Here is a 14,082-nt window from a genome sequence, read left to right on the forward strand (position 1 = left end):
TGGTGTTTTATAGCTTCAGCATTCCACGATATTGACCGCCAAACCCCCGCGCGCCGTTTCCTTGTATTTGGTCAGCATGTCCGCGCCGGTTTCGCGCATGGTCTTGATGACCTTGTCCAAGCTGACGTGGTGTGTGCCGTCGCCGCGCAGCGCCATGCGTGCGGCATTGATGGCCTTCACCGAGGCGATGGCGTTGCGCTCGATGCACGGGATCTGCACCAGCCCGCCCACCGGGTCGCAGGTCAGGCCCAAGTGGTGCTCCATGGCGATCTCCGCCGCGTTCTCCACCTGCGCCGGGCTGCCGCCCGTCACTGCGCACAAGCCCGCGGCGGCCATGGAACAGGCCACGCCGACTTCTCCCTGGCAGCCGACCTCGGCGCCGGAGATGCTGGCGTTTTCCTTGTAGAGCATGCCGATGGCCCCGGCCGTGAGCAGGAGGTCCACCACGCCCGCGTCCGTCGCGCCCGGGACGAAGCGCCGGTAGTAATGCAGCACCGCCGGCACGATGCCGGCCGCACCGTTGGTCGGCGCCGTCACCACGCGCCCGCCCGCGGCGTTCTCCTCGTTCACCGCCAGGGCGAAGAGGTTCACCCAGTCGATCACGGCCAGCGGGTCGCCGCTGCCGCCCGCGGCGTCCTGCGCGGCGAGCTGCCGGTAAAGCTCCGGCGCGCGGCGGCGCACCTTGAAGCCGCCGGGCAACACGCCCTCGGTGCGGCAGCCGCGCTCCACGCAGGCCTGCATCACGCGCCAGATGTGCAGCAGCCCGGCGTCAATGTCCGCGTCGCTGCGCCAATGGCGCTCGTTGCGCCGCATCAGCTCGGCGATGCCCACGCCCTCGCGCGCGCACAGCGCCAGCAGCTCCGCGCCGCTGTGGAAGGGGTAAGGAAGCACCGTGGTGTCCGGCGCGATGCTGCGGTGGCGGCTGCCGTCGGCCGCCACTTCCTCGCTGACGACGAAGCCGCCGCCCACCGAGTAGTAAGTGCGCTCCGTGAGCGTCGCGCCCGCCGCGTCCAGCGCCCGCAGCGTCATGCCGTTGGCGTGGAAGGGAAGTGTTTCGGTGCGGTGGAAACGCAGGTCCGCGGCAGTGAAGGCCACGGGATGGCTGCCGCCCAGCGGCAAGCGTTCCTCGTGCTTGAAGCGCTGCAGCAGCGCCGGCACGGCGTCCACGTCCACCGTTTCCGGGTCGTGGCCGGCCAGGCCCAGCAGCACGGCCTTGTCGCTGCCGTGGCCCTTGCCGGTGGCGCCGAGCGACCCGTAGAGGTCGCACTGGACTTGCGCCGTGCGCTCCAGTTGGCCCTCCTTGCGCAGCCGCTCCGTGAAGAGCCGCGCCGCGCGCATGGGCCCCACCGTGTGCGAGCTGCTTGGGCCTATGCCGACGCGAAAGAGGTCGAACACCGATACCGCCATGGCTTGACTCCTTCACGCGTCGGGGGCGCGCGTGCGCCGCGCGCCCCGGTTCACCGCCCGTTCAGTCCTCGTAGGACGCCGTGGGCGGGCAGGTGCAGAACAGGTTGCGGTCGCCGTGCACGTTGTCCACGCGGCCCACCGGCGCCCAGTACTTGCGCCCGCGCAGGTCGGCCACCGGGTAGGCGGCCTGCTCGCGGGTGTAGCCGTGCGTCCACTCGGCCTTGAGCAGCGACTGCGCCGTGTGCGGGGCGTTCTTCAGCGGGTTGTCCTCGCGCGGCAGGGCGCCGGACTCGACCTGCGCGATCTCCTGGCGGATGGCGATCATCGCGTCGCAGAAGCGGTCCAGCTCCACCAGCGGCTCGCTCTCGGTGGGCTCCACCATCAGCGTGCCGGCCACGGGGAAGGACAGCGTGGGCGCGTGGAAGCCGTAGTCGATCAGGCGCTTGGCCACGTCCTCGGCGGTGACGCCGGAGCTGTCCTTGAGCGGGCGCAGGTCCAGGATGCACTCGTGGGCGACGCCGCCGCCCTTAATGCCATCCACGCCGCCGCTGAAGTGGATGTCGTAGTGCTGCGACAGGCGAGCGGCCACGTAGTTGGCCGAGAGGATGGCCGTCTCGGTGGCGGCCGTCAGGCCCTCGGCGCCCATCATGCGGATGTACATCCAGCTGATGGGCAGCACCGCCGCGTTGCCCAGCGGCGCCGCGGAGACGGGGCCCACGCCGTTGCCGGCTTCCGCGCCGCCCGGCTTGCCGGGCAGGAAGGGCACGAGGTCTTCCACCACGCACACCGGGCCCACGCCCGGGCCGCCGCCGCCGTGCGGGATGCAGAAGGTCTTGTGCAGGTTCAGGTGGCTCACGTCGCCGCCGAACTCGCCCGGCGCCGCCAGGCCCACCAGCGCGTTCATGTTGGCACCGTCCACGTACACCCGGCCGCCGTGCTCGTGCACCAGGGCGCACAGCGCCTTGACCTGCGGATCGAAGACGCCGTAGGTGGAGGGGTAGGTGATCATGATGGCCGCGAGCTTCTGCGAGTTCGCTTCGCACTTGGCGCGCAGGTCGGCCAGGTCCACGTTGCCCATGGCGTCGCACTTCACGACCACCACCTTCATGTTGACCATGCCGGCGCTGGCCGGGTTGGTGCCGTGGGCGGATTCGGGGATCAGGCAGACGTCGCGGTGGCTCTGGCCGCGCGAGGCGTGCCAGGCCTGGATGGCCAGCAGCCCGGCGTACTCGCCTTGCGAGCCGGCGTTGGGCTGCAGGCTGATGCCGGCGTAGCCCGTGGCCTGGCACAGCCACTCGCGCAGTTGCTCGTCCAGCAGCTTGTAGCCTTCGAGCTGGTCGGCCGGCGCGAAGGGGTGCACGTGGGCGAAGGCCGGCCAGGTGATGGGAATCATCTCGCTGGTGGCGTTGAGCTTCATGGTGCAGGAGCCCAGCGGGATCATGCTGCGGTCCAGCGCCAGGTCCTTGTCCGACAGGCCGCGCAGGTAGCGCAGCATTTCGGTCTCGCTGTGGTGGGTGTTGAACACCGGGTGCGTCAGGAAGGCGCTCTCGCGCGCCAGCGCCGCGGGCAGCAGCGGGGCGCTGCGCTCCAAGTCGGCAAAGGTGGGCACGGGTTGTTCGCCCGCGAACACCTTCCACAGCGCCTGCAGCTCGGCGCGGGTGGTGGTCTCGTCCAGCGTGATGCCCAGCGAGTCGGCGCTGGCGCGGCGCAGGTTCATGCCCGCGGCCTCGGCGGCGGCCAGCAGCCCGGCGGTGCGCTCGCCCGTGAGCACGTGCAGGGTGTCGAAAGCCTCTTCGTTGCCGAGCGCGAAGCCCAGTTGCTTGAGGCCCGCGGCCAGGATGCCGGTGTAGGCCGCCACGCGGCGCGCGATGCGCTTCAAGCCCTCGGGGCCGTGGTAGACGGTGTACATGCTCGCCACCACGGCGGGCAGCACCTGCGCGGTGCAGATGTTGGAGGTGGCCTTCTCGCGGCGGATGTGCTGCTCGCGCGTCTGCAGCGCCAGGCGCAGCGCGGGGGCGCCCTGGGCGTCCACGCTCACGCCCACCAGGCGGCCGGGCATGGAGCGCTTGGCCGCGTCGCGCGTGGCCATGTAGGCGGCGTGCGGGCCGCCGCAGCCCATGGGCATGCCAAAGCGCTGCGTGCTGCCCACGGCGATGTCGGCGCCCAGGTCGCCCGGCGCCTTCAGCAGCGTCAGCGCCAGCAGGTCGGCGGCGACGATGACCTGGCCGCCGCGGGCGTGCACGGCGTCGGCCAGCGGCTTCAGGTCACGCACGCGGCCGGTGACGCCGGGGTATTGGAAGAGGGCGGCGAAGCAGTCGTGCTCGCCGGCGGATTCGGCCGGGCCGGTGACGATCTCGATGCCCAGCGGCTGGGCGCGGGTCTGCATGACCTGCAGCGTCTGCGGCAGCACGTCGTCGGCGACGAAGCAGCGCGTGCTCTTGCTCTTGCCCACGCGCATGGCCAGCGTCATGGCCTCGGCGGCGGCGGTGGCCTCGTCCAGCATGGACGAGTTGGCGATGTCCAGGGCCGTGAGGTCCGTGATCATCGTCTGGAAGTTCAGCAGCGCCTCCATGCGGCCCTGCGAGATTTCGGCCTGGTAGGGCGTGTAGGCCGTGTACCAGGACGGGTTCTCCAGCACGTTGCGCAGGATGACCGTGGGCGTGAGCGTGCCGTGGTAGCCCTGGCCGATGAAGCTCTTGAGGACGCGGTTGCGCGAGGCGATGTCGCGCAGCTCCAGCAGCGCCTGCGCCTCGGTGGCCGGCGCGGGCAGCGCCATGGGCTTGCCGCGGGCGATGTTGCGCGGCATCACGGCCTCGACCAGCGCGCGGCGCGAAGCGGCGCCGATCACCGACAGCATCCGCTCCTGTTCATGCGGCTCCGGGCCGATGTGGCGGAAAACGAATTCGGACGTGTTTTCGAGCTCGGCCAGCGAAGGGAAGGTAGCAGGCATGGTCGCGGAGGGCACAAGAGGGGTAGGGATGCGGACGCGGGAGGAAAGGCGGGCGCCGCGGGAACTGCGTTTTCAGCGCGGCAAGAGGCTTGCCGCGCGGCGGCCGGGGCGCGCCTGGTGAGGCGCCAGCGCCGGCCTGGGGGATCACTCGGCCTTGAGCAGCGCGTCGTAGGCCGGCGGGTCCATCAGGTCGTCGAACTCGGCCATGTTGGTGATGCGCACCTTGAAGAACCAGCCGTTGCCCAGCGGGTCGGAGTTGGCCAGGTCGGGCTGGTTGCGCAGCTCCTCGTTGACCTCGACGATCTCGCCGCTCACGGGCATGTAGATGTCGGCGGCGGCCTTGACGGACTCCACCACGCCCGCGACGTCGCCCTTGGCGAAGGTCTTGCCGACTTCAGGCAGATCGACGAACACCACGTCGCCCAGCGCGTCCTGCGCGTGGTGCGTGATGCCCACCACGGCGGCATCGTGGTCCTCGATGTTGATCCACTCGTGGTCGGGCGTGTACTTGGTGGTCATGGGCGACTCTCCTGGACGGGGCGGCGCACTGTTGGGCGCCGGGTTGAAAAACGAAACGGTGAAAGGCGGTACGCGCCGGCTGGCCTGGAACGTCCTCGGTGGCCGGCGCGTGGGGAGGACGGGCGTGTCAGCCGCGGTGGTAGCGGTGCGGCGTGAAGGGCATGGCCACCACGCGCATGGGCTGCGGCTTCAGGCGCACTTCGGCCGAGATCTCGGCGTCCGGCACGGCGCAGGCCTTGTCCACATAGGCCATGGCGATGGGCTTGCCGAGCTGCGGCGACAGCGTGCCGCTGGTGACCTTGCCCACGCGCTCGCCCTGGGCGTTGAGCACGGGCGCGCCCTCGCGCACCGGGGCGCGTTCCAGGCCCAGCAGGCCCACGCGCTTGCGCGGCGCGCCGTTGGCAAGCTGCGCCTCGATGGCCGCGCTGCCGGGGTAGCCGCCGGCCCGCGCGCCACCCGCGCGGCGCACCTTCTGGATGGCCCAGGTGAGGGCGGCTTCGACGGGAGTGGTGTCCTCGTCGATGTCGTGGCCGTAGAGGCACAGGCCCGCTTCCAGGCGCAGCGTGTCGCGCGCGCCCAGGCCGGCGGGTTTCACTTCCTGCATGGCCAGCAGCGCCTTGGCCAGCGCCTCGGCGGCTTCGGCCGGCACGGAGATTTCGAAACCGTCCTCACCCGTGTAACCGCTGCGGCTAATGAAACATTCGGCGCCCGCCAGCGTGAACGTGCCCGTACCCATGAAGGTCAGCGCCGCCACGCCCGCGTCCAGCTTGGCCAGGGCCTGCACGGCCAGCGGACCTTGCAGCGCCAGCAGCGCACGCTCGGGCATGGAGATGACCTGGCAGCGGTGGCCGATCTGCGTGCGCATGAGCTGCAGGTCGTGGTCCTTGCGGCTGGCGTTGATGACCATGAACAGGTCACTGGGGCGGCGCGCGACCATCAGGTCGTCCAGGATGCCGCCGGCCGTGTTGGTGAAGAAGCCGTAGCGCTGGCGGCCCACGGGCAGGTCCAGCACGTCCACGGGCACCAGCGATTCCAGCGCCAGCGCCGCGTCGTCGCCCACCAGCCGCACTTGGCCCATGTGCGAGACGTCGAAGAGCGCCGCCGCCTCGCGGCAATGCCGGTGCTCGGCCAGGATGCCCGCCGGGTAGCTCACCGGCATCTCGTAGCCGGCGAAGGGCACCATGCGCGCGCCCAGCTCCAGGTGCAGCGCGTGCAGCGGCGTGCGCTGCAGGGCGGGGGTGGACGAGGCGTCGGCGGGCGTGGCGGCGGTCGGAGCGGTCATGGCAGGTCTCCCAAGGGCGGGCTTCCACCGGTGAGGGTGGTGCTGGTTGCCCCCGCTGTCCGCTTTACCTGAGAGATTGGCGAGGGCCCCTTGTTTCGAGGATGCCACTGCGCTTGCCCCTTCGGTGGACTGCAAGCCCCGTAGCGGGCGCAGTCTCTCTCCAGTGAGGTGTCGCTCCGGTGACGGAGCGCTTGCCAGTCCTTTTGCCTGAGCGTTCGGGGCCAAATTGAACCCCTGCGCCTTCGGCGGCCCCACGTTCAAGGGGCTCTCTCCTGGCGGGCCGAAGTGTATCAGCGTGCCCCCGCGCCGCGGCCGGGGCTGTCGCAAAAAGACAAAGGGGCTGGCGTCTTGCGACAACCGCCCCCGGTGGCCGGAGCGCGGCGGCTGCCACGCTCACGTGCTCGTCACATGCCCACGTAGTTGGGCCCGCCGCCCCCTTCGGGCGTGACCCAGACGATGTTCTGCGTCGGGTCCTTGATGTCGCAGGTCTTGCAGTGCACGCAGTTCTGGGCGTTGATCTGCAAGCGCTCGCCGCCGCCCTCGGCCGCCACGAATTCGTACACGCCCGCGGGGCAGTAGCGGCTTTCCGGCCCGGCGAACTTCGGCAGGTTGATGCGCACGGGCACCGTCGCGTCCTTGAGCGTGAGGTGCGCGGGCTGGTTCTCCTCGTGGTTGGTGTTGCTCACGAACACCGAGGAGAGCCGGTCGAAGGTCAGCTTGCCGTCCGGCTTGGGGTACTCGATCTTCTGGAAGTCGGCTGCCGGGCGCAGGTTGACGTGGTCGGGCAGCTTGCGCTGCAGGGTCCAGGGCGGGTTCTTCATGCCCAGCTTGGGCAGCAGCCACTGCTCCACGCCGGTCATGAGCGTGGCGGTGGAGCGGCCCTTCTTGAACCACTGCTTGAAGTTCTTGGCCTGCTGCAGCTCGGTGAACAGCCAGCTCTTCTCGAAGGCTTCGGGGTAGGCCGCCAGCTCGTCGCCGCTCCTGCCCGCCTGCAGCGCCTCGAAGGCGCTTTCGGCGCACAGCATGCCGGTCTTGATCGCCGCATGGCTGCCCTTGATGCGGCTGGCGTTCAGGAAACCCGCGTCGCAGCCCACCAGCGCGCCGCCGGGGAACACGGTCTTGGGCAGCGACAACAGCCCGCCCGCGGTGATGGCGCGCGCGCCGTAGGACAGCCGCCGCCCGCCCTCCAGGTGCTTGCGCACTTCCGGGTGCGTCTTGAAGCGCTGGAATTCCTCGAAGGGCGACAGCCAGGGGTTCTGGTAGTCCAGGCCGACCACGAAGCCGATGGCTATTCTGTTGTCGGCCGCGTGGTAGATGAAGGAGCCGCCGTAGGTGTCGGGCTGCAGCGGCCAGCCCGCGGTGTGCACCACCAGGCCGGGCTTGTGATTGGCTGCGGGCACTTCCCACAGCTCTTTCAGGCCTATGCCGTAGCTTTGCGGGTTCTTGCCGGCGCCCAGCGAGAAGCGCTCTATGAGCTGCTTGCCCAGGTGGCCGCGCGAGCCCTCGGCAAAGACCGTGTATTTGCCCAGCAGCTCCATGCCCAATTGGAAGTTGTCCGTGGGCTCGCCGTCCTTGCCTATGCCCATGTTGCCCGTGGCGATGCCGCGCACGTGGCCATCCTCGGCGTAGAGCACCTCGGCGGCGGCGAAGCCGGGGAAGATTTCCACGCCCAGGCCTTCCGCCTGTTCGGCCAGCCAGCGCACCACTTCGCCCAGGCTGACGATGTAGTTGCCGTGGTTCTTGAAGCAGTCCGGCAGGAACTTGTGCGGGGTGGCCTTGTGGCCGGCTTCGGAGAGGAAAAGGAACTCGTCCTCGGTGACGGGCTGCTTGAGCGGCGCGCCTTTTTCTTTCCAGTCCGGGATGAGCTCGGTCAGCGCGATGGGGTCCATGATCGCGCCGGAGAGGATGTGCGCCCCGGGCTCCGAGCCCTTTTCCAGCACCACCACCGACACCTCAGCATTCGCCGCGGCAGCCAGTTGCTTCAGGCGTATGGCGGTGGCCAGGCCCGCGGGGCCGGCGCCGACGATCACCACGTCGTAGTCCATGGACTCGCGCGGACCGTACTGTTCAAGCAGTTGCTGCGGCGTCATCGAATGTTGTGTTGTGCTGGAAAAACCCGCCATCTTAAGTCGGCGGCTACACCCTTTGCGCATCAGGAGCGGCTGCGCCGGCCCGGCGCAATCGGCACCCGCCAGCGCCGGGAACCCTGGCCGGGCGTGCTATCTTGGCCGCCCCCTCTTGCATGCAGACGAGGAGGCTGCTGCCTCATGAGTTACCAAATCGATTTATCGGGCCGCGTGGCCTTCGTCACCGGCGCCTCCGGTGGCTTGGGTGCGCAATTCGCTCGTGTGCTGGCGCGTGCCGGCGCGGGTGTGGTGCTGTCGGCGCGGCGCGTGGAAAAGCTCAAGACGCTGCGCGCCGAGATCGAGGCCGAAGGCGGCGATGCCCACGTCGTGGGCCTGGACGTGACCGACCCCGACAGCATCCGCGCCGCGGTCGCCCACGCCGAGACGGAGATGGGCGCCATCGACATCCTCGTCAACAACGCGGGCGTCAACGCCCAGCAAAAGCTGCTGGAAGTCACGCCCGAGGATTACGACTACGTCATGAAGTGCAACCTGCGCGGTGCATTCTTCATGGCACAGGAAGTGGCCAAGCGCATGATCGGCCGCGCCCAGGGTGCCCTGCCCGGCACCTTCACCGGTGGGCGCATCGTCAACATCGCGGCCATGGCCGCGCAGCGCGTCCAGGCCGAGGCCGGCGCCTTCGGCATGAGCAAGGCCGGGCTGATCTACATGACGCGTGCCATGGCGCTGGAGTGGGGCAGTTACGGCATCAACGTCAACGCGATTTGCCCCGGCTACATCGACACCGAGCAGAACCACCACGAGTGGACCCGCGCCACCGCGCAGGACCTGGTGAAGATGACGCCGCGCAAGCGCATAGGCCGGCCGCAGGACCTGGACTCCGTGCTCATGATGCTCTGCGCCAACGAGAGCCACTTCATCAACGGCGCCGTCATCTCCGCCGACGACGGCTTCGGCGTCTGGTGACCGCCATGCGCGACCTGACTCACGCGCAAGGGCGCGTGCTGGCCGTGCTGGTGGAGAAGCAGGCGACCGTCCCCGACACCTACCCGCTGTCGCTCAACGCGCTGCTGGCCGGCTGCAACCAGAAGACCGCGCGCGACCCGGTGATGAACCTCACCGAGGCCGACGTGCTGGAGGCGATCGAAGGGCTGCGCGAGCTGTCGCTGATCAACGAGGTCAGCGGCACGCGCGTCACGCGCTACGACCACAACGCCAACCGCGGCTTGGGCGTGCCCGGCGCGGCGGTGGCGCTGCTGGCCACGCTGCTGCTGCGCGGCCCGCAAACCGCCGCCGAGCTGCGCGCCAACTGCGAGCGGTTGCACCGCTTTGCCGACACCTCGTCGGTGGAAGGCTTCCTGGAAGAGTTGGCCGAGAAGTCGCCGCCGCGCGTGGTGCGCTTGGCCCGCGCCGCGGGCGCCCGCGAGGCGCGCTGGGCGCAACTGCTCACCGGCGAGCCCTCGCTGCCCGTGGCCGGGCCGGAAGAGCTGGCCGCTCCCAAGCCTGCGCGCGCCGACGAGATCGCCGCGCTGCGCGCCGAGGTGGCCGAGCTGCGCGCCCTGGTGCTGCGCATGGCCGCCGAGCTGGGCATGGACCCGCAGCTCAATTCCGAGTCCACCACCTGAGCGCCTGAAGCACGCCGACAGCCAAGAACGACCGCATGCGCTTTGATCTGCCTGAAGACAAAAGACTGGTGTTCGAGTCGCGGATTGCCATCCGCTGGGGCGACATGGACGCCATGGGCCATGTCAACAACACCGTGTATTTCCGCTACCTGGAGATGGTGCGCGTGGACTGGCTGCAGTCGCACGGCGTGCCGCCGGACCCGGACGGCAGCGGCCCGGTGATCGTCAACGCCTTCTGCAACTTCCATCAGCAGCTCGAATACCCGGGCGACTTGCTGGCGCGCTTCTACGTCGCCAGGCCCGGGCGCAGCAGCTTCGAGACCTACACCACGCTGGAGCGCACGGACCGCCCCGGCGACATCGCCGCCAGCGGCGGCGCCAAGGTGGTGTGGGCCGACTCGAACACCAAGCGCTCGGTGCCGTTGCCGCAATGGGTGCGGGCGCTGCTGGATTGACGCCTTCGCGCACCGCCCAAAAACGCCGCCCCGGGGCGGCGTTTTTCATGGCTCACGCGCACAGCAGCTTGTGCACCAGCTCCGGCGTGGTGGAGGCGCCGTACTTGCGCATGAGGCGGGCACGGTAGACGTCCACCGTGCGCGGGCTGATGTCGAGCTTGCGGCCTATGAGCTTGCTGGTGAGGCCGTCGATGAGCAGCGCGGCGATCTCGCGCTCGCGTGCCGTGAGCTCGCAGCCCAGGCGGCGGCGCGGCGAGAGGTCTTCGAAGCTCCAGATGCCCGCGGCGTGCGGCTGCGACGGGTCCAGGGCGCGGCCCGATACATGGCACCAGAAGAGCTCATTGCGCTGCGGGCCGCCCACGCGCTTCATCACCCGCTCGTCGGCGTACCAGCCCTGCTCGTCCAGGCTGGCCACGATGCGCTGCCCCGTGCGCTCGAACTCTTCCATGCTCGGGTACAGCACCTCGAAAGAGCAGCCTATGAGCTCCTCGCGCTCGGCGCCGAACATGGCCAGCATGCGGCGGTTGCAGTCCAGCATCTGCCGGTTGCGCGAAATCACCAGGCCGATGGGCGCCAGGTCGAATGCGGTGCGGTAGTCCAGTGGCGCCAACTCGGAAGAATTCGGCAGGGGAATTTGCATTTGTCAGGGCTCCGGAATTGGCTTTAGGCGATTCTACTTACCAACTACTTAATGCGTTAAGTAGTACATTGCGCCCGTTCCACGTAGGAGACCCCGGATGAACAAGCTCTACCCGAGCGCCGCAGAAGCGCTGAAGGGCATCGTCAAGGACGGCCAGCTCATGGCCGTCGGTGGCTTTGGCCTGTGCGGCATTCCCGAAGCCCTGATCGCCGCACTGCGCGACACGGGCGTGAAGAATCTCACCGTCATTTCCAACAACGCCGGCGTTGATGGTTTTGGCCTGGGGCAACTGCTGGAAACCCGGCAGATCAAAAAGATGATTTCCAGCTACGTGGGCGAGAACAAGGAGTTCGAGCGCCAATACCTGGCTGGCGAGCTGGAATTGGAATTCACGCCGCAGGGCACGCTGGCCGAAAAGCTGCGTGCCGGCGGCGCGGGCATCCCGGCCTTCTTCACCCGCACCGGCGTGGGCACGCTGGTGGCCGAGGGCAAGGAGACGCGCGAGTTCGACGGGCACACCTACATCATGGAGCGCGCGCTCAACCCTGAGGTGTCGCTGGTCAAGGCCTGGAAGGCCGACAAGAGCGGCAACCTGGTGTTCCGCCGCACCGCGCGCAACTTCAACCCGGCCGCGGCCATGGCCGGCAAGATCACCGTGGTGGAAGTCGAGGAGATCGTCGAAGTCGGCGCCTTCGATCCGGACGCCGTGCACCTGCCGGGCATCTACGTGCACCGCCTGGTGCTCAATGCCACCCCCGAGAAGCGCATCGAAAAGCGCACCACCCGTCCGGCCGCCTGAAGGAGACACGACATGCCCTGGACCCAAGACCAGATGGCCGCCAAGGCCGCCACCGAGCTGCAGGACGGCTTCTACGTGAACCTCGGCATCGGCATCCCGACGCTGGTGGCCAACCATGTGCCCGCCGGCATCGAGGTGTGGCTGCAAAGCGAAAACGGCATGCTGGGCATCGGCCCGTTCCCGACCGAGGATGAAGTCGACGCCGACCTCATCAACGCCGGCAAGCAGACCGTCACCACCATTGCCGGCTCCAGCATCTTCGGCTCGCACGAGAGCTTCGCGATGATCCGCGGCGGCAAGATCAACCTGAGCATCCTGGGCGCCATGCAGGTCAGCGAAAAGGGCGACCTGGCCAACTGGATGATCCCCGGCAAGATGGTCAAAGGCATGGGCGGCGCCATGGACCTCGTGGCCGGCGTGCCGCGCGTGATCGTCGTGATGGAGCACGTGGCCCGCAAGAAGGACGGCACCACCGACCTCAAGATCCTGCCCAAGTGCACGCTGCCGCTCACCGGCGTGGGCGTGGTGCACCGCATCATCACGGACCTGGCCGTGATGGACGTGACGCCCGAAGGCCTGAAGCTCGTCGAGCTGGCCCCGGAAGTCACCCGCGAGTACGTGCAGGAACGCACCGGCGTGACGCTGCTGTAAGCCGCCCGCGCACCCAGACGAAAGCCGCCCGCGGGCGGCTTTTTCATTGGGTCGCCGCGCCAGCGGCTACAGCCACCACGCCCACACCTTGGCCGCCTGCTCCTTGAGCCGCTCCGCGAGCGGGCGGCGCTTCCATTCCTCGGCGTCCAGGCGGCGCGAGGCCGCCAGGTCGCGGCTGAAAACCTCGCGCATGCGCGCGCCGAAGGTGGCGCCCAACACCACGGCGTTGAGCTCCTGGTTGTGCAGGAAGCTGCGCCAGTCCAGGTTGGTGGAGCCCACGGTGGACCATACGCCGTCGATCACCGCCGTCTTGGCGTGCAGCAGCGCCTGCTGGCGCTCGTACAGCTCCACGCCCGCGTCCAGAAGCGCCTGGTAGGAGGCGCGCCCGGCGGCCAGCACGAAGGCGCTGTCGCTGCGGCTGGGCAGCAGGATCTGAACCTTCACGCCGCGCCGGGCCGCCTCCTGCAGCGCTTCGAGCAGTTGAGGGTCGGGCACGAAGTAGGCCGTGGTGATGAGGATTTCGCTCTCCGCGCTGCGCAGCGCCGAGATCAGCGTGGCGTAGATGAAGCTGTAGGGCTCGTCCGGCGCGCTGCCTATGGCGCGCACCACCTCGCTGCCCTGCGGCTGCTGCGCCGGGAAGTAGTCGCGCGCGGGCAGTTCGGGGCCGTGCTGCGCGGCCCAGGTCTGCAGGAACAGGCGCTGGTACTCGGCCACGACGGGACCGTCGATCTGCACCTGCGTGTCGCGCCAGGGCAGGGCGTTCACGTCGCGCTGGCGCTGCTGTTCCTTGCGCACGGCGCGCCCGCGCGAGCCGCCGCCGGAAAGCGATCCGCTGGAGTAGACGCTGCTGATGTTGATGCCGCCCAGGAAGGCCGTGCGCCCGTCCACCACGACCAGCTTGCGGTGGTCGCGCTGGTTGACGTTCCAGCCGCGGCGGGCCTTGAGCGGGTTGACGGGGTTGAACTCCAGCACTTGGGCGCCGGCCTCGCGCAGCGGGTCGAAGAATTCCTTGGGCGTGCCCAGGCTGCCCACGCCGTCGTAGAGCAGGTTCACTTGCACGCCGGCACGCTGGCGCTCCAGCAGCAGGGCGCGAAAGCGCTGGCCGACCTCGTCGTCCTCCAGGATGTAGAACTCGACGTTGAGGTGGTCGCGCGCCGCGCGCATGGCCGTGAACATGGCCTCGTAGGTGGCGGGGCCGTCCTGCAGCAACTGCACGCGGTTGCCGGCCACCAGCGGCGTGCCGACCAGCGCCTCTTCCAGCGCCAGGTGGCGGCCGAGCACGTCGGTGGGCGTGCCGCTGCTCTTGAGCCGCTCCAGGATGGCCTGGCTTTGCGCGCGCGACAGCGGCCCGTTGGCGCCTGCGATCTGAACCGGGCGCCGCGGCACGGCCATGTCCGGAACGATGGTGGGCAACCCCGCGCAGCCGGCGAGCAACAGCAGCACGCACAGCCACAGCCACGGCAGCCGGTGAAGGCGCCGTGGAAGCCGCGTTGCGGGCGTCATGGCAGATTCCTTGCTGTGTCGGCAGTCGGCATGCGGTGCGACAGGCAAGTGGCATGCGCAACCAAGGAGAACAAGATGCGTCCACCTTCAAGGACGGGGGCCGCTGCGGCGCCCATCGCCTGGCCCCCGCTGCGCCGCGTGGGTCTCGCGCTGTCTCTTATACA

At 69.2% G+C, this 14,082-nt stretch carries 12 protein-coding genes and 2 riboswitches; of the genes, 5 read left to right on the forward strand and 7 right to left on the reverse strand.

Annotated features, from left to right (window positions below; genetic code table 11):
* Nucleotides 1-15 precede the first annotated feature (15 nt).
* The 5 genes from SM757_RS08845 to SM757_RS08865 all read right to left on the reverse strand — a co-directional run bounded on the left by SM757_RS08845 (nucleotide 16) and on the right by SM757_RS08865 (nucleotide 8,248).
* A complete protein-coding gene (locus SM757_RS08845; RefSeq protein WP_322465142.1) occupies nucleotides 16-1,407 on the reverse strand; it encodes an L-serine ammonia-lyase in 1,392 nt (463 codons plus the stop codon).
* Between the two features lie 61 nt (nucleotides 1,408-1,468).
* The gene (gene gcvP, locus SM757_RS08850; RefSeq protein ID WP_322465143.1) at nucleotides 1,469-4,357 is read right to left on the reverse strand and encodes an aminomethyl-transferring glycine dehydrogenase; all 2,889 of its coding nucleotides are present in this window, start codon (nucleotides 4,355-4,357) and stop codon (nucleotides 1,469-1,471) included.
* A gap of 144 nt (nucleotides 4,358-4,501) precedes the next feature.
* On the reverse strand, nucleotides 4,502-4,876 hold the full coding sequence (gene gcvH / locus SM757_RS08855; RefSeq protein ID WP_066333276.1) for a glycine cleavage system protein GcvH: 375 nt from the start codon (nucleotides 4,874-4,876) through the stop codon (nucleotides 4,502-4,504).
* 127 nt (nucleotides 4,877-5,003) lie between these two features.
* A complete protein-coding gene (gene gcvT / locus SM757_RS08860; RefSeq protein ID WP_322465144.1) occupies nucleotides 5,004-6,158 on the reverse strand; it encodes a glycine cleavage system aminomethyltransferase GcvT in 1,155 nt (384 codons plus the stop codon).
* Between the two features lie 45 nt (nucleotides 6,159-6,203).
* Nucleotides 6,204-6,332, reverse strand: a riboswitch (glycine riboswitch).
* An 11-nt stretch (nucleotides 6,333-6,343) separates the two neighbouring features.
* Nucleotides 6,344-6,443: riboswitch (glycine riboswitch) on the reverse strand.
* Between the two features lie 119 nt (nucleotides 6,444-6,562).
* Nucleotides 6,563-8,248 (reverse strand): electron transfer flavoprotein-ubiquinone oxidoreductase, encoded by a 1,686-nt coding sequence (locus tag SM757_RS08865; RefSeq protein ID WP_322465145.1) that lies wholly within the window; start codon nucleotides 8,246-8,248, stop codon nucleotides 6,563-6,565.
* Between the two features lie 177 nt (nucleotides 8,249-8,425).
* Here SM757_RS08865 and SM757_RS08870 point away from each other — a divergent pair, with 177 nt between their 5' ends.
* The 3 genes from SM757_RS08870 to SM757_RS08880 are packed head-to-tail and all read left to right on the forward strand — an operon-like array spanning nucleotide 8,426 to nucleotide 10,325.
* Complete coding sequence (locus SM757_RS08870) at nucleotides 8,426-9,211, forward strand: SDR family oxidoreductase (protein WP_066338860.1); 786 nt, start codon at nucleotides 8,426-8,428, stop codon at nucleotides 9,209-9,211.
* Nucleotides 9,212-9,216: 5 nt separating this feature from the next.
* The gene (locus SM757_RS08875) at nucleotides 9,217-9,870 is read left to right on the forward strand and encodes a YceH family protein (RefSeq protein WP_322465146.1); all 654 of its coding nucleotides are present in this window, start codon (nucleotides 9,217-9,219) and stop codon (nucleotides 9,868-9,870) included.
* Nucleotides 9,871-9,905: 35 nt separating this feature from the next.
* On the forward strand, nucleotides 9,906-10,325 hold the full coding sequence (locus SM757_RS08880; protein ID WP_066338857.1) for an acyl-CoA thioesterase: 420 nt from the start codon (nucleotides 9,906-9,908) through the stop codon (nucleotides 10,323-10,325).
* A 52-nt stretch (nucleotides 10,326-10,377) separates the two neighbouring features.
* On the opposite strand, the gene SM757_RS08885 is transcribed toward SM757_RS08880, so the two are convergent.
* Complete coding sequence (locus tag SM757_RS08885) at nucleotides 10,378-10,965, reverse strand: LuxR C-terminal-related transcriptional regulator (RefSeq protein WP_066338855.1); 588 nt, start codon at nucleotides 10,963-10,965, stop codon at nucleotides 10,378-10,380.
* 97 nt (nucleotides 10,966-11,062) lie between these two features.
* Between SM757_RS08885 and SM757_RS08890 the strand changes: the two genes are divergently transcribed.
* Together SM757_RS08890 and SM757_RS08895 are read left to right on the forward strand one after the other, a co-directional pair.
* A complete protein-coding gene (locus tag SM757_RS08890) occupies nucleotides 11,063-11,764 on the forward strand; it encodes a CoA transferase subunit A (protein WP_322465147.1) in 702 nt (233 codons plus the stop codon).
* 12 nt (nucleotides 11,765-11,776) lie between these two features.
* Nucleotides 11,777-12,415, forward strand: a complete 639-nt coding sequence (locus SM757_RS08895) for a 3-oxoacid CoA-transferase subunit B (protein WP_066338851.1) — start codon at nucleotides 11,777-11,779, stop codon at nucleotides 12,413-12,415.
* Between the two features lie 66 nt (nucleotides 12,416-12,481).
* Here SM757_RS08895 and SM757_RS08900 read toward each other — a convergent pair whose 3' ends face one another.
* Nucleotides 12,482-13,918 (reverse strand): phospholipase D-like domain-containing protein, encoded by a 1,437-nt coding sequence (locus tag SM757_RS08900; RefSeq protein WP_322465148.1) that lies wholly within the window; start codon nucleotides 13,916-13,918, stop codon nucleotides 12,482-12,484.
* Nucleotides 13,919-14,082: the final 164 nt, after the last annotated feature.

Origin of the sequence: Azohydromonas lata (assembly GCF_034427735.1) — a bacterium.
Lineage (GTDB): Bacteria > Pseudomonadota > Gammaproteobacteria > Burkholderiales > Burkholderiaceae_C > Azohydromonas > Azohydromonas lata.